This is a genomic window from Streptomyces sp. NPDC034103, assembly GCF_055575395.1.
On the sequence record NZ_JBVISS010000005.1, the window covers coordinates 413,680 to 430,869 of the forward strand.

Annotated in this window: 20 protein-coding genes; 7 read left to right on the top strand and 13 right to left on the bottom strand. The window is 71.9% G+C overall.

Translation table 11 applies throughout. The features are described from left to right. Positions 1-58 precede the first annotated feature (58 nt). On the bottom strand, positions 59-991 hold the full coding sequence (locus ACZ56U_RS13650; protein WP_469084191.1) for an anti-sigma factor family protein: 933 nt from the start codon (positions 989-991) through the stop codon (positions 59-61). Continuing rightward, on the bottom strand, positions 988-1,683 hold the full coding sequence (sigE, locus tag ACZ56U_RS13655; protein WP_469084192.1) for an RNA polymerase sigma factor SigE: 696 nt from the start codon (positions 1,681-1,683) through the stop codon (positions 988-990). Before sigE ends, ACZ56U_RS13650 begins: the two co-directional genes overlap by 4 nt. A gap of 235 nt (positions 1,684-1,918) precedes the next feature. Here sigE and ACZ56U_RS13660 point away from each other — a divergent pair, with 235 nt between their 5' ends. Beyond that, positions 1,919-2,617, top strand: coding sequence for an O-methyltransferase (locus tag ACZ56U_RS13660; RefSeq protein ID WP_391244841.1), 699 nt, complete (start codon positions 1,919-1,921; stop codon positions 2,615-2,617). A 96-nt stretch (positions 2,618-2,713) separates the two neighbouring features. Here ACZ56U_RS13660 and ACZ56U_RS13665 read toward each other — a convergent pair whose 3' ends face one another. Then, positions 2,714-2,881, bottom strand: coding sequence for a DUF3117 domain-containing protein (locus ACZ56U_RS13665; RefSeq protein WP_003966491.1), 168 nt, complete (start codon positions 2,879-2,881; stop codon positions 2,714-2,716). 351 nt (positions 2,882-3,232) lie between these two features. Between ACZ56U_RS13665 and chcB the strand changes: the two genes are divergently transcribed. Continuing rightward, a complete protein-coding gene (gene chcB, locus ACZ56U_RS13670; protein ID WP_469084193.1) occupies positions 3,233-4,024 on the top strand; it encodes a 2-cyclohexenylcarbonyl CoA isomerase in 792 nt (263 codons plus the stop codon). 68 nt (positions 4,025-4,092) lie between these two features. Here chcB and ACZ56U_RS13675 read toward each other — a convergent pair whose 3' ends face one another. Next, on the bottom strand, positions 4,093-4,677 hold the full coding sequence (locus tag ACZ56U_RS13675) for a DNA-3-methyladenine glycosylase I (RefSeq protein WP_469084194.1): 585 nt from the start codon (positions 4,675-4,677) through the stop codon (positions 4,093-4,095). Further along, on the bottom strand, positions 4,674-5,048 hold the full coding sequence (locus ACZ56U_RS13680; RefSeq protein ID WP_469084195.1) for a DivIVA domain-containing protein: 375 nt from the start codon (positions 5,046-5,048) through the stop codon (positions 4,674-4,676). Before ACZ56U_RS13680 ends, ACZ56U_RS13675 begins: the two co-directional genes overlap by 4 nt. Before the next feature lie 142 nt (positions 5,049-5,190). On the opposite strand from ACZ56U_RS13680, the gene folP reads away from it, so the two are divergent. Then, a complete protein-coding gene (gene folP / locus ACZ56U_RS13685; protein ID WP_391244824.1) occupies positions 5,191-6,051 on the top strand; it encodes a dihydropteroate synthase in 861 nt (286 codons plus the stop codon). 84 nt (positions 6,052-6,135) lie between these two features. Here folP and ACZ56U_RS13690 read toward each other — a convergent pair whose 3' ends face one another. Together ACZ56U_RS13690 and dapE are read right to left on the bottom strand one after the other, a co-directional pair. Continuing rightward, positions 6,136-6,894 carry an LOG family protein gene (locus ACZ56U_RS13690; protein WP_469084196.1) on the bottom strand — a complete coding sequence of 253 codons (759 nt, stop codon included), beginning with the start codon at positions 6,892-6,894 and terminating at the stop codon, positions 6,136-6,138. 110 nt (positions 6,895-7,004) lie between these two features. Continuing rightward, on the bottom strand, positions 7,005-8,084 hold the full coding sequence (gene dapE / locus ACZ56U_RS13695; protein WP_469084197.1) for a succinyl-diaminopimelate desuccinylase: 1,080 nt from the start codon (positions 8,082-8,084) through the stop codon (positions 7,005-7,007). 84 nt (positions 8,085-8,168) lie between these two features. On the opposite strand from dapE, the gene ACZ56U_RS13700 reads away from it, so the two are divergent. Further along, positions 8,169-9,131 (top strand): VldE C-terminal domain-containing protein, encoded by a 963-nt coding sequence (locus tag ACZ56U_RS13700; RefSeq protein WP_469084198.1) that lies wholly within the window; start codon positions 8,169-8,171, stop codon positions 9,129-9,131. Positions 9,132-9,441: 310 nt separating this feature from the next. After that, positions 9,442-9,888: an ATP-binding protein gene (locus ACZ56U_RS13705; protein ID WP_469084199.1), complete on the top strand. Its 447-nt coding sequence runs from the start codon at positions 9,442-9,444 to the stop codon at positions 9,886-9,888. Between the two features lie 69 nt (positions 9,889-9,957). Here the strand turns inward: ACZ56U_RS13705 and ACZ56U_RS13710 are convergent, their stop codons facing one another. Further along, positions 9,958-11,052, bottom strand: coding sequence for a bifunctional succinyldiaminopimelate transaminase/glutamate-prephenate aminotransferase (locus ACZ56U_RS13710; RefSeq protein ID WP_469084200.1), 1,095 nt, complete (start codon positions 11,050-11,052; stop codon positions 9,958-9,960). Positions 11,053-11,197: 145 nt separating this feature from the next. Continuing rightward, on the bottom strand, positions 11,198-11,518 hold the full coding sequence (gene fdxA / locus ACZ56U_RS13715; protein WP_019058397.1) for a ferredoxin: 321 nt from the start codon (positions 11,516-11,518) through the stop codon (positions 11,198-11,200). Between the two features lie 140 nt (positions 11,519-11,658). On the opposite strand from fdxA, the gene ACZ56U_RS13720 reads away from it, so the two are divergent. Both ACZ56U_RS13720 and ACZ56U_RS13725 read left to right on the top strand, forming a co-directional pair. Next, positions 11,659-12,687, top strand: coding sequence for a GNAT family N-acetyltransferase (locus ACZ56U_RS13720; protein ID WP_469084201.1), 1,029 nt, complete (start codon positions 11,659-11,661; stop codon positions 12,685-12,687). A gap of 17 nt (positions 12,688-12,704) precedes the next feature. Further along, complete coding sequence (locus ACZ56U_RS13725) at positions 12,705-13,556, top strand: transglutaminase family protein (protein WP_469084202.1); 852 nt, start codon at positions 12,705-12,707, stop codon at positions 13,554-13,556. 120 nt (positions 13,557-13,676) lie between these two features. Here the strand turns inward: ACZ56U_RS13725 and ACZ56U_RS13730 are convergent, their stop codons facing one another. From ACZ56U_RS13730 to ACZ56U_RS13745, 4 genes are read right to left on the bottom strand one after another with little or no spacing between them, the layout of a single operon-like run. Beyond that, positions 13,677-14,291 (bottom strand): response regulator transcription factor, encoded by a 615-nt coding sequence (locus tag ACZ56U_RS13730; RefSeq protein ID WP_391243738.1) that lies wholly within the window; start codon positions 14,289-14,291, stop codon positions 13,677-13,679. Then, complete coding sequence (locus tag ACZ56U_RS13735) at positions 14,288-15,478, bottom strand: sensor histidine kinase (RefSeq protein ID WP_469084285.1); 1,191 nt, start codon at positions 15,476-15,478, stop codon at positions 14,288-14,290. The genes ACZ56U_RS13730 and ACZ56U_RS13735 overlap by 4 nt, the downstream gene beginning before the upstream one ends. Before the next feature lie 5 nt (positions 15,479-15,483). After that, complete coding sequence (locus tag ACZ56U_RS13740; RefSeq protein ID WP_469084203.1) at positions 15,484-16,224, bottom strand: ABC transporter permease; 741 nt, start codon at positions 16,222-16,224, stop codon at positions 15,484-15,486. Then, on the bottom strand, positions 16,221-17,126 hold the full coding sequence (locus ACZ56U_RS13745) for an ABC transporter ATP-binding protein (RefSeq protein WP_469084204.1): 906 nt from the start codon (positions 17,124-17,126) through the stop codon (positions 16,221-16,223). The genes ACZ56U_RS13740 and ACZ56U_RS13745 overlap by 4 nt, the downstream gene beginning before the upstream one ends. Positions 17,127-17,190: the final 64 nt, after the last annotated feature.

Genomic DNA, 17,190 nt, shown 5'->3' on the forward strand with positions numbered 1-17,190 from the left:
ACGGGCACGGCTCTCCCTGGATTCAACCAGGTTCGGGGAACGATGCGCAGAGACCGGGTCAGCGGGTGGTGCCGGAGGGGGAGGAGGTCGCGAGGGGGACGGGTGCGGCGAGCAGGTTCGGCGGGGCGAGGCCCGGGGCCGTGGACAAGGAGGTCAGCGTGACCGGCGGAGTCGCGCTGAGCGGACGTATCAGGGGGGACATGGCGGCCGCTCCGGCCACCACCGGGGTGGTCACCGCGGCCTCGTGTGCCCGCGTGCCCGGCACCAGTGGCGCGGACACCTCGGTCGAGGCGACCGAGGCGTCGAACCGGGACTGGTCCTGGGCGAACAGGGGGCCCAGCGCACGGCGCCGCTGGGTGTCGGACGTCGCCGTGCCGGTGCCGCCCTGGGTCCGCGCCGGGGTCACATTGCTGCCGCCCGGGCCTCGGGCGTCGGCGTCGGTGGGCGTTCCGGTGGTGACGCCGCCCAGCGCGATCGCGGCCAGCGACACCGCCCCGCCGACGACGAACGCGAACCGCATGCCGCGTGACGCCGAGCGCTCGGCCTCGTGCCGGCCGACGTCGTGGAGGTGGAAGGCGTCGCGAGGCGAGGAGCCGAGGGCGGGGGCGTGCGCCGCCGGGACGTAGTCGAACGTGAAGCGCTCGGGGCGCTTCACACCGAAGACCCCACTGGTGCCGGGCCGTCCGGAGAAGCCGTCGCGGAATCCTCCCCCGAACGGCGAGCCCCCGTCCGTGTCACCTCCCCCGGGCAGCCCTTGGAGGCGGGCCAGGAAGCTTTCGGAGGGAGGCGGGGGTGCGGCCTCCGCGAAGACGTTCTTCAGTCGACGCTGGGCGTCGGCCTCGGCCTTGCACTTGGCGCAGGTGGCCAGGTGGGCGAGGACCCGCTCGCGCGTCTCATGACCGAGCTCGCCGTCGACCAGCGCGGCAAGTCGGTCTCCCAGGTGCTGTTCCGCAAATCGCCCTTCGGCGGGATTGGGCCGTGATCCACTCACGCGGTCGCGCCCCCTCCCCCCAGTGCGGGAACGCGCGGCACGAAGGAGCGGCGCTCCTTGCGGGCCTCGGGCGAACGGTGGGCGAGGGCCTTGCGCAGCTGGGAGCGGCCGCGGTGGATCCGGGACCGGACCGTGCCGAGCTTGACGCCCAGGGTCGCGGCGATCTCCTCGTACGACAGCCCTTCGATGTCGCACAGGACGACCGCGGCGCGGAACTCGGGTGCGAGGGTGTCGAGGGCCTGCTGGACGTCGGCGTCGAAGTGCGCGTCGTTGAAGACCTGCTGGGGGGAGGGCTCGCGGCTGGGCAGGCGCTCGGCCGCGTCCTCGCCGAGGGCGTCGAAGCGGATGCGCTGCTTTCGCCGGACCATGTCCAGGAACAGGTTGGTGGTGATGCGGTGCAGCCAGCCCTCGAAGGTGCCGGGCGTATAAGTCGACAAGGAGCGGAAGACGCGGACGAAGACCTCCTGTGTGAGGTCCTCGGCGTCGTGCTGGTTGCCCGTCAGGCGGTACGCGAGCCGGTAGACACGGCCGCTGTGCGTGCTGACGATCTCCTCCCACGTCGGGGGAGTCCACGCCTGCCCGTCCGCGTCGGTGGTGAAGGTCGCGGTGGCGTAGTCGTCGTGGCTGTGGTCAGCAGCAGTGTCGTTCACAGATGTCGGCCTACCCGCCGATCCGAGGAAGCGCCGCAGCACTCCGCCCCGATCCCCAGGCGCAGCCGCACCTCCCCTATCGGCTCTGGTGGTGTCCAGTGGAGCCCCTACCATAGCCACCTCGCCCGTTAGCTCCGGATAAGCGGTTTTACGCGAATTTGATCTGGGCTGACACGGCTCATACGGCTGCGTCACCGCCCGCTCGAGCCCCTGCTCGTCATCGTGATCCAACTGTGTCCCCCCGGGTGCGTCTCCACCCCTCTAAACGTCCGGTCCCATCTGCGGGTTCCCGGGCCCAACGGATACAGTCACGCCCAGGCAACCACGGGGACAGGAGAGGGTCATTACCGCCAACCGGCAGACGAGCTGGGCGTTCGCCGACGCCTATGTCGCCGAGGACGAAGCACTGCGCTGGGCCCGTGACCGGGCCCGCGAGGCAGGGCTGCGCTCGGTGTCGCCCGGCGCGGGTGCGGCACTGCGGTTGCTGGCGGCCTCCGTCGACGCGAAGGCGGTCGCCGAGATCGGCACCGGCACCGGCGTCTCCGGCATCCATCTGCTGCACGGCATGCGCCCGGACGGTGTGCTGACCACGGTCGACCCCGAGCCGGAGCACCAGCAGTTCGCCCGGCAGGCCTTCCGTGCCTCGGGCTTCGCCAGCAACCGGGCCCGCTTCATCCCCGGGCGCGCCCTCGACGTGCTGCCCCGTCTCGCCGACGCCGGCTACGACCTCGTCTTCTGCGACGGCGACCGGCAGGAGGTCATGGACTACCTCGCTGAATCGTTGCGTCTGCTGCGCCCGGGGGGCCTGGTGGTCTTCGAGGGCGTCTTCGCGCACGGCCGGACGGTGGACTCCGGTCCGCAGCCGACCGAGGTGCTGCGGCTGCGGGAGCTGCTGCGGTCGGTGCGCGAGAGCCAGGAGATGGTGCCGTCGCTGCTGCCGGTGGGCGACGGCCTGCTGTGCGCGGTCAAGCGCTGACCTCAGGTCGGCGGACCCGCTTCCACCTGGGCAGACAACTGCCCCGGCACCGATGACGATGCCGGGGCAGCTGAAAGGGGTATGGTCGCTTCCGCGTCAGCCGACGACCTTCTTGAGGGCGTCACCGAGCGCGTCGGCCTCGTCCGGGGTCAGCTCGACGACGAGCCGACCGCCGCCTTCGAGCGGAACGCGCATGACAATGCCCCGCCCCTCCTTGGTCACCTCGAGCGGGCCATCGCCCGTCCGCGGCTTCATGGCCGCCATGCTCGTTCCCCTTCCTGAAACCAGCTCATCGTCAAAGCCGACGGCCCTGGGAGGGCACGCGTGTCGTGCGTGAAGCACGCGACACCGGCATCGAACACATTGCTTCCAAGCCATTATCCCGCATCTCAGGACCCGATGACCAACATCAGTCGGCATCGCTTGGGCAACGCGCGCGAGCAAAACCACTCATTTCGGCGATGTGACTGCGATACTGCGCGCCCGCACACGTTTCCGCCGACCGATCTCGGCCGCGCATTCTTTGACGCAGGTCACACGTCGGTTCCGGTCCGTGAGCGGTGATCTCCGCCATGCTGTCCTTCGGACCGGCGAAGACGCAGGAGGGGATGGACCATGGCAGACACCGTGCTCTACGAGGTGAGCGACGGGCTCGCGACGATCACGCTCAACCGCCCCGAGGCGATGAACGCGCTGAACATCGCGACGAAGGTCGCCCTGCGGGAGGCGGTGGAATCCGCGGCGGCCGACACGGCCGTACGGGCGGTGCTGCTGACGGCCGCCGGGGACCGGGCGTTCTGTGTGGGCCAGGACCTCAAGGAGCACATCGGTCTGCTCGCCGAGGGCTCGACGAAGGTCATGAGCACGGTCGCGGAGCACTACAACCCGATCCTGCGGGCGCTGACGCAGATGCCGAAGCCGGTCGTGGCCGGGGTGAACGGGGTCGCGGCCGGCGCCGGGTTCGGTCTGGCGCTGGCCGCGGACTATCGGGTGGTGGCGGACACGGCGGGCTTCAACACCTCGTTCGCGGGAGTCGCGCTGACCGCCGACTCCGGGGTCTCGTGGACCCTGCCGCGGGTGGTGGGTCCGGGGCGCGCCGCCGACCTACTGCTCTTCCCCCGGACGGTCAAGGCGCAGGAGGCGTACGAACTGGGGATCGTGAACCGTCTCGTCGCCTCCGCCGAGCTGGCGGGCGAGGCCGAGAAGGTCGCCCGGGCGCTGGCCGAGGGCCCGACGGTGGCCTATGCGGCGATCAAGGAGGCCGTGGCGTACGGCTCCTCCCACTCGCTGGCGGAGACGCTGGAGAAGGAGGACGAGCTCCAGACACGGGCGGGCTCGTCCGAGGACCACGCGATCGCGGTGCGGGCCTTCGTGAACAAGGAAGCGCCCAAGTACCTGGGGCGCTGAGTCGTCGGCGAGGGCGGGTGCGTGGGGGCTGCTCGCGTGAGTTCCCCGCGCCCCGGGCCGACAGGGCCCTAAGGGGCGCTCCTGGCGGCGCATGTCTCCAGGTGGTCGTTCACCAGGCCGCACGCCTGCATCAGTGCGTACGCCGTGGTCGGACCCACAAAACGCAGGCCGCGTTTCTTTAGCGCCTTCGACAGGGCCGTCGACTCCGGGGTGATCGCCGGAACGTCCCCCAAGGCCTTCGGGGCCGGGCCCGGTGTCTGCGGGGCATGGGACCAGATCAGCTCGTCCAGCTCACCCGGCGCCCAGTCGGCCAGTACGCGCGCGTTGGCGAGCGTCGCGTCGATCTTGGCGCGGTTGCGGATGATGCCCTCGTCCAGCAGGAGGCGGTCCCGGTCGGCGTCCGTGAACATGGCCACCTTGGCGATCTCGAAGCCGGCGAACGCGGCCCGGAAGCCCTCGCGGCGGCGCAGGATCGTGATCCAGGAGAGCCCGGACTGGAAGGCCTCCAGGCTCAGGCGCTCGTACAGGGCGTCGTCGCCGTGGACCGGGCGGCCCCACTCCTCGTCGTGGTACGCGACGTAGTCCTCGGTGGACAGGGCCCAGGGGCAGCGCGGCGCGCCGTCCGGACCCGCGAGGGCGGTCCCGGCGCTCACTGCTGCTCCCCCGCGCCCTGCTCGGGCTTCTCCATGGACACGTGGGAGCCGTGGGAGACGGTCGCGGCGGCCTGGGCGCCGGCCAGCGCGGACTCCAGGTCGGCGATCCGGGCGTCCCGCTCGGCGAGTTCGGCGCCGAGGCGGCTGAGGGCGTCGTCCACGTCGGCCATGCGGTAGCCGCGGGCGGCGAGCGGGAAGCGCAGGGCCTCGACGTCGGCGCGGTTGACCGGACGCTCCAGCGGCAGCGGGTCCTGGAGCCGCTCGGGGGCGACGTCGGGCAGCGGGCCCGTCTCGCCGCCGCCCACCACGGCGAGCGTCACCGCGGCGACCACGACGGCGAGCGCGACGACCAGGAACAAGAACATAACCATCGCTGAGGGCCCCCACGCTCGGTGAATGTGTCCGGAGTCGAATGTGTCAGAGTCCGATCGTGCCATGCGAGTCTGACAGTTAGGGTCGCAGGCGGCCGAGGAAGCGGCCGCTCCCAGGTCGTACTACGAGAGGTCACAGCGGATGCTCAGGCTGGGCAGTCGGGAATTCGGGCCGCACGAGCCGGTGATCATGGCGATCGTGAACCGGACCCCGGACTCCTTCTACGACCAGGGGGCGACATTCCGTGACGAGCCGGCCCTCGCGCGCGTGGAGCAGGCGGTGGCCGAGGGCGCGGCGATCATCGACATCGGCGGGGTCAAGGCCGGCCCGGGCGAGGAGGTCTCCGCCGAGGAGGAGGCGCGGCGGACCGTCGGGTTCGTGGCGGAGGTGCGGCGGCGGTTCCCGGACGTGGTCATCAGCGTCGACACCTGGCGGGCGTCGGTCGGTGCGGCGGTGTGCGAGGCGGGCGCGGATCTGCTCAACGACGCGTGGGGCGGGGTCGATCCCGGGCTCGCGGAGGTCGCCGCGCGGTACGGGGTGGGGCTGGTGTGCACGCACGCGGGGGGCGCGGAGCCTCGTACGCGGCCGCATCGGGTCTCCTACGACGACGTCATGGCCGACATCCTGCGGGTGACCGTGGGGCTGGCCGAGCGGGCGGTCGCGCTGGGGGTGCCTCGGGAGTCGGTGCTGATCGACCCGGGGCACGACTTCGGCAAGAACACGCGGCACAGCCTTGAGGCGACGCGCCGGCTGGGCGAGATGGTCGGGACCGGGTGGCCGGTGCTGGTGTCGCTGTCCAACAAGGACTTCGTCGGGGAGACGTTGGACAAGCCGGTGAAGGAGCGGGTGGTGGGCACGCTGGCGACGACGGCGGTGTCGGCGTGGCTGGGGGCCCAGGTGTACCGGGTGCACGAGGTCGCGGAGACGCGGCAGGTGCTGGACATGGTGGCGTCGATCGCGGGCCACCGACCGCCGGCTGTCGCCCGGCGGGGGCTGGCGTAGGGCCTTCCTCGCCCCCGCCGCCCCTCCTGCCGTGCGGTCCGGGGCTGCCCCGGACCCCCGCTTCGGCCCTGGACGGGCCTCGGCCTACCGGCCCGCCTCCTTCGACACCAGGGCCACCGCCTCGTCCACGTCGTCCGTCACGTGGAACAGGAGCAGGTCCTTCTCCGACGCCTTGCCCTGGGCCACCAGCGTGTTGGTGAGCCAGTCGACGAGACCGCCCCAGTACTCGCTGCCGAAGAGGACGATGGGGAAGCGCGTGACCTTCTGGGTCTGGACGAGGGTCAGTGCCTCGAACAGCTCGTCCAGGGTGCCGAGACCGCCGGGCAGCACCACGAACCCCTGCGCGTACTTCACGAACATCATCTTGCGGACGAAGAAGTACCGGAAGTTGAGGCCGATGTCGACGTAGGGGTTGAGGCCCTGCTCGAAGGGGAGCTCGATGCCGAGTCCGACGGACGTGCCCTTCGCCTCGCACGCGCCCTTGTTCGCCGCTTCCATGGCGCCCGGGCCGCCGCCGGTGATGACCGCGAAGCCGGCCTCCACCAGACCCCGGCCCAGCCGGACCCCCGCCTCGTACTCCGGGGAGTCAGGCCGCGTCCGGGCCGAGCCGAACACACTGATGGCGGGCGGGAGTTCGGCGAGCGTGCCGAAGCCCTCGATGAACTCCGACTGGATGCGCAGGACCCGCCAGGGGTCGGTGTGGACCCAGTCCGACGGGCCGCCCGCGTCCAGGAGGCGCTGGTCGGTGGTGCTCGCCGTGACCTGGTCCCGCCTTCGGAGGACCGGTCCCAGGCGCTGCTCCGACGGTGGCTGCTTCTTACCCTCGGGGTTGCCGGTAGCCATGTGCGCTCCCTCCACTTGCGGGTGTTTCCACCTCAGGGTAGATCTACGCGGGTTACGGAGGGGGGACATGCGCATGTCCGACGCGAGGTGCCCCCGAGCGGGCCGTCGGATCAGGCCGTCAGCCAGGCGCGCAGGCGCTCCTCGGCCTCGGGGATCAGCGACACCTGCACCCGCTCGTCCACCTTGTGCGCCAACAGCGGGTTGCCGGGGCTGTAGTTCACCGCGGGCACGCCGAGCGCGCTGAAGCGGGCCACGTCGGTCCAGCCGAACTTGGGGAACACCTCGCCGCCGACGGCCTCCACGAAGGCCGCCGCGGACGGGTGGTTCAGGCCGGGACGCGCACCGCCGGTGTGGTCGTCCACGACGAACTCGTCGACGCCGCAGTCGGCGAAGTACTCGCGGACGAAGGCCTCCGCCTCCTCCTCGCTGCGGTCGGGCGCGTAGCGGAAGTTGACCGTGACCGTGCAGGCGTCGGGGATGACGTTGGTGGCGACGCCGCCCTCGATGCGGACCGCGTTGAGGCCCTCGTGGTACTCGAGGCCGTCCACCACCGGCTTGCGCGGCTCGTACGCGGCGAGCTTCGCCAGCGCGGGCGCGGCGGCGTGGATCGCGTTGGAGCCCATCCACGCGCGCGCGGAGTGCGCCCGCTCCCCCGTGAACTTCAGCAGCATCCGCAGCGTGCCCTGGCAGCCGCCCTCCACCTGGCCGTTCGTCGGCTCCAGGAGGACCGCGAAGTCGCCCGCGAGCCAGTCCGGGTGGGCCTCGGCGACATGACCGAGCCCGTTGAACTCGGCGGCGATCTCCTCGTTGTCGTAGAAGACGAAGGTGAGGTCGTGCTTGGGGGACGGGACCGTCGCCGCGATGCGGAGCTGGACCGCGACCCCGGACTTCATGTCGCAGGTGCCGCAGCCCCAGAGGTAGCCGTCCTCGTCCAGGCGCGAGGGGACGTTGTCGGCGATCGGGACCGTGTCGATGTGCCCGGCGAGGATCACCCGCTCCGCGCGGCCGAGGCTGGTGCGGGCCACCACGTTGTTGCCGTACCGGTCGACCGTCAGGTGCGGGAGCGCGCGCAGCGCGGTCTCGATGGCGTCCGCGAGCGGCTTCTCGGTGCCGCTGACGGAGGGGAAGTCGACGAGCCGCGCGGTGAGCTGCGCGGCGTCCAGCGTGAGGTCAAGCGCGGTATCGGCCATGGCGTCGACCCTAACGCGCCGGGTCTCCACCGCTCTGTCCACACCGCGCTCGGAGGCCACAGGGGCCTCCGCTACCTTGGACGGATGCCAGAGCTGTCCCACCCTCAACAGCGTCGTCGAGGCCGTTTCGTCCGTGGTCTCGCGGCCTTCGTGGTCCTGTGTGCCGTCGCCGGCTACCTGGTGGTGCAGTACATCACCGCGGGCACCGGAGAACCGGGCTGCGAGGTCGTCTCGGGCAAGGACGACGGGGTGGCGTACGAGTTCACGCCGGAGCAGGCGGTCAACGCGGCGACGATCACGGCCGTCGGCACCGGACGCGGGCTGCCCGAGCGGGCGGTGACCATCGCGTTGGCGACCGCGCTGCAGGAGTCGGGCCTGCGCAACATCGCCCACGGCGACCGGGACTCGCTCGGCCTCTTCCAGCAGCGGCCCTCGCAGGGCTGGGGCACCGAGAAGCAGGTCATGGACCCGACGTACGCGGCGGGCGAGTTCTACGAGCACCTGGTCAAGGTCTCCGACTACACCGAGCTGCCGCTCACCGTGGCGGCGCAGCGGGTGCAGCGCAGCGGCTATCCGGAGGCGTACGCCAAGCACGAGCCGGACGCCACCGTGCTGGCCGCCGCTCTCACCGGCACCTCCGCGGCCACGCTGACCTGCGAGGGCCGCCCGGAGGCGAACCTCGCGGCAGGCCCGCAGGGGGTGCGTGAGGCGCTCGTGCGGGACTTCGGCGGGGACGCGCTCGACACCACCGCCGACGAGGTGCGGGGCGCCGAGGCGAGCCCCGCGCCCGAGCCCACGGTGTCCGGGCGGACCGTGACGGTGCCGGTGCGGGGCGCGGTCAAGGGGCGCAGCGTCCGGGAGCGCGGCTGGCAGCTGGCGCACTGGGCGGTGGCCAACGCCTCGGCACTGCACATCCAGCGGGTGACGTACGCGGGGCGGGAGTGGACCGCCGGGAACACCCAGAGCGAGTGGCGGGAGACGTCCTCCGAGGGGACCGGCGGGGCGGAGCGCGGCACGGGATCGGTGCGGATCCTGACTGCGCAGTAGTACGAACGATCACCCGCAGGGGTTACGCACGGCCGCCGCGTCCCGTGAGGTGCGCAGGTTTTCGCGCGGTCACCCCCGCATTCGCGAAATCCCTTGAGAACAAAGGGCTGCAAGGATTCGGCACACTTTCCGACCAGGCACCCTTTGCCCGTTTTTATCCGCAGCCGATAATGCGACGCATTGCCAACTCTTTACGTTGGCCCGCCGCAACCTTCGCGGGCTTCGAGCGGTAGTCACTGCGTCCGAGCCCGGTGATCAACTGCCGGGCACGGACGGCAACTTCCATGTTCTCTCCCGTCAAAGGAGCATCATGTCCCTCCCCCTGACCCGCAGGATCGCCCGTGCCGCGCTGCTCGTCGCTGCGGGAGCGGCAGCCGGGGTCGGTGCGGCCGGCTCCGCCAGTGCGGCCCCCGCCGAGCTGCCCACCTCGAACCTGAGCGGGCTGACCGCGCTGGACGGGGCGAGCGTCGGCAACACCGTCGACGGTGCCGCGCAGAAGGCCACGGGCCTCGCGGGCAACACTGGCGGCAACGCGGTGAAGAAGGCGGTCCCGACGGCGGGCAAGACCAGCGGCAAGGTCGCGAAGAAGGCGGCCCCGGCCGCGCAGCAGACCGCGGGTGACGCGGCGGGTTCCGCCGGGGACATCCTGGGCGACACCGCGTCCACCGCGACGAAGGGCGGGCTGCCGACGGAGTCCCTGACCAAGGGCGGGCTGCCCACGGAGTCCCTTCCGGTGAAGAGCCTCCCGCTCGGCTGAGGTCCGGCCGGCATGACGACGGGGCCCGGGGTGCGCGCACCCCGGGCCCCGTCGTCATGTCCGCGGGCGTTACGCGAGCCGCTCCACGGCGGCCCGCACCCGCTCGTCGGTCGCCGTGAACGCCACGCGGACGAACCGCTCGCCCGCCTCGCCGTAGAAGTCGCCCGGCGCGACCAGGATGCCCAGGTCGGCCAGGTGGGCGACGGTGTCCCAGCAGGACTCGCCGCGGGTGGCCCAGAGATAGAGGCTGGCCTCGCTGTGCTCGATCCGGAAGCCGTGGGCCTCCAGCGCCTCGCGCAGCGCCTTGCGACGGGCGGCGTACCGCTCGCGCTGCTCGTGCACGTGGGCGTCGTCGCCGAGGGCGGCCACCACCGCCGCCTGCGTCGGGGCGGAGGTCATCATGCCGCCGTGCTTGCGGATCTCCAGCAACGGGCCGAGGACGGCGGGGTCGCCGGCCAGGAACGCGGCGCGGTAGCCGGCCAGGTTCGAGCGCTTGGAGAGGGAGTGAACCGATACGACCCCTTCGTACGATCCACCATTGACGGCCGGGTGCAGGACCGAGACCGGGTCCGCCTCCCAGCCCAGTTCCAGGTAGCACTCGTCGGAGAAGAGGAGCACGTCATGGTCGCGAGCCCAGGCCACGATCCGGGTCAGCTCGTCCTGCGACAGGACCTTGCCCGTCGGATTCGACGGGGAGTTCAGCCAGAGCAGCTTCAGGCCCTCGGGGTCCAGCTCCGTCGGGTCGTCGTAGACCTCGTACTCGGCGCGGGCCAGGCGGGCGCCGACCTCGTACGTCGGGTAGGCCAGGCGTGGGTACGCGACCCGATCGCCGGGGCCGAGGCCCAGCTGGGTGGGGAGCCAGGCGACCAGTTCCTTGGAGCCGACGATCGGCAGCACATGGCGGTGCGTGACCCCGCGGGCGCCCAACCGGCGCTCCACCCAGCCCGTGATCGCGTCGCGCAGTGCCGGAGTGCCCCAGACCGTCGGATAGCCCGGGGAGTCCGCCGCGTCGACGAGCGCCTTCTGGATCAGGTCCGGAACCGGGTCCACGGGGGTGCCGACGGACAGGTCGACGATGCCACCGGGGTGCGCGGCGGCCGTCTTCTTGTACGGCTCCAGCTTGTCCCAGGGAAAGGCGGGGAGACGGTCGGAGACTGCGGACACGGTGTCTGGCTCACTTTCTCGACGGCACGCGTGCGGCACGCGTACGGGCGCTGGTACGGCGCTGTACGGCAAACGCCTCGGCCCCGTACGGCGATCAGGGCGATCGAGCCGTACGGGACCGAGGCGGCGCTGGCGTGGGCCGCTTCTACTGGTTCTGCGGCGGCAGCGCGGCGACGAACGGGTGGTCGCGCTCGATCAGGCCCAGCTTGCTGGCACCACCGGGAGAGCCGAGCTCGTCGAAGAACTCGACGTTCGCCTTGTAGTAGTCCTTCCACTCCTCGGGAGTGTCGTCCTCGTAGAAGATCGCCTCGACCGGGCAGACCGGCTCACAGGCACCACAGTCGACGCATTCGTCCGGGTGGATGTACAAGGACCGGGAGCCCTCGTAGATGCAGTCGACCGGGCACTCCTCGATGCACGCCTTGTCCTTGACGTCGACACAAGGCTGCGCGATGACGTAGGTCACGCTGTCGTTCCTCCTCGATAGGGCGCTGGCGGGCCTCCGTAGGCTCCGCCGCCTGGCGCGCGGGAGCGCGGCGTCGTCGATGCCCGCCCCTAGTATCTCCGTTCTTGGGCATGATCCGAACAGGAGGGGTGAACTGACCTGTGGAAATCTCTGCGACGGGGCGCCTTGAGGTCCGTATCACCACTGCTGACGTGGGTAAACGAGTGTCGGTACGCCGCTTGAACGATCCTGCCGTTTCGGGTGAGAAGTTCACCGACACGGTGGGTGTTCTCGCATCATGGGACGACGGTGTGCTGCTGATCACACGCAAGAGTGGCGAGACCGTCCACATCGCGGAATCCTCGCTGGTCGCGGGCAAGGTGGTGCCCAGCGCCCCGGCCCGCCGCCGGGGCCCCTCCGCCTCCTACGAGGAACTGTCCCGGATCGCCACCCGCGCGTGGCGGCCGGTGGAGAGCGAGCGGCTCGGCGACTGGGAGCTGCGGGCCGCCTCGGGCTTCACCCGCCGGGCCAACTCGGTGCTCCCGATCGGCGACCCGGGCCTCCCCCTGGACGGGGCTCTGGAGGCCGTACGGGGCTGGTACGGCGCCCGCGGGCTGCCCGCCTACGTCCAGACCGCCACCGGCGCCGAGGGCACGCAGGAGCTGCTGTGCGCGCAGCTGGAGGAGCGGGGGTGGGTGCGTGAGGTGACCGCCGAGCTGTGGATCGGCGCGCTGGCCCCGGTCGCCGACCGGACCGGGGGCGAGGGGGTCGCGCTGTCCCGGGCGGCGGACGAGGCATGGCTCGCGCGGTACCAGCGCAAGGGGGTGAGCGAGGTGGCCCTGAAGGTGCTGGGGAGCGGCCCCTCGGTGTGGTTCGCGACGGTGCCGGGTGACTCCGCGGGGGCCGCGCCGGCCGCCATCGGGCGGTGTGTCGTGGACGGCCGGTGGGCCGGGTTCGCCGCGGTCGAGGTGGACCCCGCACAGCGGCGGCGGGGCCTGGCCACCACGGTGATGGCCGCGCTGGCCCGGCGGGCGCTCGACGAGGGCGCGTCGGCCGCGTGGCTCCAGGTCGAGGACGACAACGCGGGCGCGCGGGCGCTGTACGCCGGGATGGGGTTCGCGGCGCACCACGCGTACCACCACTACCGACAACCGACCGGCCTCGACGGCGAGCGGTACCGATCGTCGTGACCGGGCACGACCCAGCTATGCACCCCCTCCACCCCCCGCCCCCGGAACGCTCCGCGGAACTGCGCCGCCGGTTCGCCGAGGAGGTCCGGTCCGAGCGGCCCGACCTGTCCCTGCTCTGCCTCCTCGTGGGCGCGCAGGCGGACGGCACACTGGACGAGGCGGGCATGGACGCGGCACAGATCGAACTGGACGACCTGGCCGGACAGCTGCCGTTCCGACCGGGCGGACCGCGCTCCTGGGCGGCGGCCCTGCGCGAGCTGCTCGGCGAGCGGTGCGGGTACCGCGGCTCGGCGGCGGACTATCAGCGGCTCGAGTCGTCGTTGCTGCACTCGGTGCTCCGGCGGCGGCGGGGCCTGCCGATCCTGCTGTCCGTGGTGTGGATGGAGGTGGCTCGACGAGCCGGGGCCCATGTGTACGGGGTCGCGCTGCCGGGGCACTTCGTCGTCGGGTTCGGGGCGGAGGCGGAGCAGGTGCTCGCCGATCCGTTCGACGGGGGGCGGGTGTTGACCGGCTCGGACGCGGAGCTGCTGGTGGCGGGGGCGACGGGGGCCTCGCTGGACCCGTCGATGCTGACGCCCGCGGATCCCTTGGACGTGGTGCTGCGGATCCTGAACAACGTGCGGGCGTGGGCGACGGCCAGGCCGGAGCGGTCGGACGTGGCGTTGTGGGCGGTGGAGTTGTCGCTGCTGCTGCCCTCGCATCCCGCGCGGTTGCGGTACGAGCGGGCGCAGTTGCTGGTGCAGCGGGGCGATTTCCTGGGCGGGGCGCGAGAGTTGGACGCGTACGCGGAGGTGGTGAGAGCCGTGGACGAGTCCGCCGCGGCACGGGTCCGAGGACAGGCTCATGCGGCGCGGGCGATGTTGAACTGAGGGGGGCGGGACGGGGGTGGGTGCGCGACCAGGGGTGGGGGCCTGCTTGTGCATGGCCGCCGGGTGCGCGGCCCCCGGGCCCTGCCAGGCGCGCGGTTCCCCTGCCCCCTGCAAGGCGCGTTACAGCCAGCCCTTCTCTCTCGCCAGGCGGGCTGCCTCCGCTCTGTTTCGTGCCGCCAGCTTCTGGATGGCCGTCGAGAGGTAGTTGCGGACCGTGCCCTGGGACAGGTGGAGCTTGGTCGCCAGCTCCGCGTTCGTGGAGCCGTCCTCCGCCGCGCGCAGCACCTCGCGCTCCCGGTCGGTCAGCGGGTTCGCGCCCTCCGCCAGGGCCGCCGCAGCCAGCGTGGGGTCGATGACCCGCTCCCCCGCGAGCACCTTGCGTACCGCTTGGGCCAGTTGGGCCGCCGGGGCGTCCTTGACCAGGAAGGCGTCGGCGCCGGCCTCCATCGCGCTGCGGAGGTAGCCGGGGCGGCCGAAGGTGGTCAGGACGACCAGCTTGACCGCCGGAAGTTCCTTGTGGACCTGGGCCGCCGCCTCGATGCCGGTGGCGCCCGGCATCTCGATGTCCAGGAGCGCCACGTCGACGTCGTGGGCACGCGCGGCGGCGAGGACCTCGTCGCCGCGGGCCACCTGGGCGACGACCTCGATGTCGTCCTCCAGGCCGAGGAGGGCGGCCAGGGCCTCGCGGACCATCGACTGGTCCTCGGCGAGGAGGACCTTGATCGTAGGGCTCATGCGCCGGATCCTACGGGCGCCGACGTGGCGGCGGGGACCCGGGCGACCAGCCGGAACCCGTGCCGGGTACGGCCCGCCTCCAGGGTGCCGCCCGCCTTGTCCAGGCGTTCGGTCAGGCCCGTCAGACCGTTGCCGGGGCCCGCGCCGGAGCCGCCCGAGCCGTTGTCCTCCACGGAGAGCTCCCACACCGGGCCGTCGAGGGTCTGCCGCCGCAGCACCTCGATCGTGCAGCGACTGGCGCCGCTGTGCCGTACGACGTTGGTGACCGCCTCGCGCAGCGCCCAGGCGAGCGCGCTCTCGCCCTCCTCGGGGAGGCCGTCGAGGTCGGGTTCGGCGGGCACCTCGGCGGTGACGTCGGCGGCGTTCAACGCGACCTGTGCGCCGGCCAGTTCGTCGGAGAGCCGGGTGCGGCGGTAGCCGGAGACGGCCGCGCGGACGTCGACGAGGGCCTGGCGGCTGACCTGTTCGATGTCGGCGACCTGCCGGGCCGCCTTGTCGGGGTGGTCGGGGAGCATCCGGCCGGCGAGTTCGCTTTTGAGGGTGATGAGCGACAGCGAGTGGCCCAGGAGGTCGTGCAGGTCCCTGGCCAGGCGCAACCGTTCCTCGTTGGCGGCCAGTTGGGCGACCGTCGCGCGCGCCTTGCGCAACTCCACGGTCGTCCGCACCAGTTGCTTGACGCCCATCATCGCGAACCCCAGGAGCAGCACCACCAGGACCAGGCTCCAGTCGTCCAGGCCGACGTCCACGCCGACGAGGACCATCGCCAGGGTGTTCAGCCCGACCGCCCAGTAGGCGGCCCGTTGCGGCAGCGTGGCGCCGCAGGTGACGGAGACGTACACGAACAGGCCGATCCACGCACCGCCGAGGGTGAGGCACAGGGTCACGGCGAGGGCGCCGAGCACGAAGACGAGGGCACCCACGATCGGCTCGGAGAACGGCCGGCCCATGTTCCGGAAGACCAGGGTCAGATAGAGGCCGGTGAAGGTGGCGAGGGCCACCCAGCCGGCCACGGTCGCAGCCGTGCCGTGGTCGCCGGAGCTCAGGTCCTGCACCGGTGAACCGAGGAAGATCAGCCAGGGCAGTATCCACACGAGCTTGCGCGTCGCCTCGGCACCGTTGCGGGGCGGCCGGCCCACGCGGATCGCGTGCTCCGGCCGGGCGTCCGGGGGCAGCTGGTCGTCGGTCATCGCGCTCACGCCTTCAGCGTGTCCTTTCGGTACAGCCAGGCCGCGCCGCCGGTGAACAGGGCGAAGTAGACGGCGAGGACGGCGATGTCCTTGGCATGGGGGGCCTGGCTCTGCTCGATCGCCTGCCCGAGGGCAGCGTACGCGTGCGTGGGCACCCACTCGGCGATGTCCTGGAGCCAGGTGGGGAAGCTCGTCGTCGGCATCCACAGGCCGCCGAGGATGGACAGCCCGAAGTAGGTGATCATCGTGATCGGACGGACCGCGTCCCCGGTCGCGAGGTACCCGAGGGCCACGCCGAGCGCGGCGAAGACGAGGCTGCCGGCCCAGATCGCGCCGGTCAGGGCGAGCCACTGCCAGGCGTCCAGTCGTACATCCTTCACGACCGCGGCGACCGCGAACACCACGACGATGGACGGCAGGCTGACGACCGCGGCGCTCGCGGTCTTCGCGAGGACATAGCCCCGGCCCGGCAGCGGGGTCAGCCGCAGCTGCCGCACCCAGCCGCCCTCCCGCTCCTTGGCGATGCGCTCGCTGTTGCCCATCAGGACGGCGGTCAGGGCGCCGAAGGAGGCCATGGAGACCATCATGTAGGTCGGCAGGGTCAGGCCCGTCCCGTCGACCTTCGACGTGCTGTCGGCGCTGCCGCCGATGAGCAGGAACAGGATCGAGGGGTAGATCACCGAGAAGAACAGGAACTTGCGGTTGCGCAGGGCGCGGGCCAGCTCCAGCCTGATCAGACTGTTCATGACGTACGGGCCTCCTCGGCCTCGGTGATGGCGACGAACGCCTGCTCCAGGCCGAGCCCGGCGACCTCGACGTTGCGGGGGTAGACGCCCAGGCCGTAGAGGGCGTGGACGGTGGCGTCGGCGTCGGTGGACTGGATGCGGACGGTGGGGCCCGAGACGGTGAGGGTGGTCAGGAACGGGAGGCCGCGCAGGGCGGTCTCGTCGACCGGGGCCTCCAGGTCGAAGGAGATCCGCCGGACGCCCGCCTTCGCCTTGATCTCGGCCGCGGTGCCGTCCGCGAGGAGCCGGCCGCGGTGCAGGACCAGCACCCGGTCGGCGATCGCGTCGGCCTCCTCCAGGTAGTGGGTGGCGAACAGGACGGTCCGCCCCTGGTCGGCCTGCTCGCGCATGGTGGCCCAGAAGCCCTGGCGGGTGGTGACGTCCATGCCGGTGGTGGGCTCGTCGAGGACGATCAGGTCGCTGTCGCCGGCGGTCGCGAGGGCGAAGCGGGCGCGCTGGGCCTGCCCGCCGGAGAGCTTGTTGACCTTGCGGTCGGCGAGCTGGGAGATCCCGGCGCGGGCGAGCACGTCGTTCGGCCGGTACGGCCTCGGGTGCAGATCGCAGGCCAGCCGCACCAGCTCGGCGACCGTCACCTCGTCCATCAGCCCGCCGCTCTGCAGCATCGCGCCGACCCGCCCGGCGACGATCGCCTCCCGCGGTCCGCCACCGAAGAGCCGCACGCTGCCGCTGTCGGGGTTCTTGAGCCCGAGCAGCAGATCGAGCGTGGTCGACTTCCCGGCACCGTTGGGCCCGAGAAGGGCCACGGTTTCCCCGGCGTGCAGTTCCAGGCTCAGCCCGTCCACGGCCCGGACCTCGCCGTACCCCTTGCTCACCCGGTCGAACGCGACCGCTGTCGTTGTCATGTGTCCACAGTGGCGCCCGGGAGCGGCCGCTCGGCAGTGTCTGCGGTCCTGACTGCCGGATGAC

Coding starts and splice junctions, on each gene's coding strand:
- chcB (WP_469084193.1), top strand. CDS start 3,233: ATGGCAGACACCGTGCTCTACGAGGTGAGCGACGGGCTCGCGACGATC.
- ACZ56U_RS13740 (WP_469084203.1), bottom strand. CDS start 16,224: ATGAACAGTCTGATCAGGCTGGAGCTGGCCCGCGCCCTGCGCAACCGC.
- ACZ56U_RS13745 (WP_469084204.1), bottom strand. CDS start 17,126: ATGACAACGACAGCGGTCGCGTTCGACCGGGTGAGCAAGGGGTACGGC.
- ACZ56U_RS13705 (WP_469084199.1), top strand. CDS start 9,442: ATGTCCCTCCCCCTGACCCGCAGGATCGCCCGTGCCGCGCTGCTCGTC.
- ACZ56U_RS13725 (WP_469084202.1), top strand. CDS start 12,705: ATGCACCCCCTCCACCCCCCGCCCCCGGAACGCTCCGCGGAACTGCGC.
- ACZ56U_RS13730 (WP_391243738.1), bottom strand. CDS start 14,291: ATGAGCCCTACGATCAAGGTCCTCCTCGCCGAGGACCAGTCGATGGTC.
- folP (WP_391244824.1), top strand. CDS start 5,191: ATGCTCAGGCTGGGCAGTCGGGAATTCGGGCCGCACGAGCCGGTGATC.
- ACZ56U_RS13735 (WP_469084285.1), bottom strand. CDS start 15,478: ATGACCGACGACCAGCTGCCCCCGGACGCCCGGCCGGAGCACGCGATC.
- ACZ56U_RS13680 (WP_469084195.1), bottom strand. CDS start 5,048: ATGGTTATGTTCTTGTTCCTGGTCGTCGCGCTCGCCGTCGTGGTCGCC.
- ACZ56U_RS13665 (WP_003966491.1), bottom strand. CDS start 2,881: ATGGCGGCCATGAAGCCGCGGACGGGCGATGGCCCGCTCGAGGTGACC.
- ACZ56U_RS13700 (WP_469084198.1), top strand. CDS start 8,169: ATGCCAGAGCTGTCCCACCCTCAACAGCGTCGTCGAGGCCGTTTCGTC.
- dapE (WP_469084197.1), bottom strand. CDS start 8,084: ATGGCCGATACCGCGCTTGACCTCACGCTGGACGCCGCGCAGCTCACC.
- ACZ56U_RS13690 (WP_469084196.1), bottom strand. CDS start 6,894: ATGGCTACCGGCAACCCCGAGGGTAAGAAGCAGCCACCGTCGGAGCAG.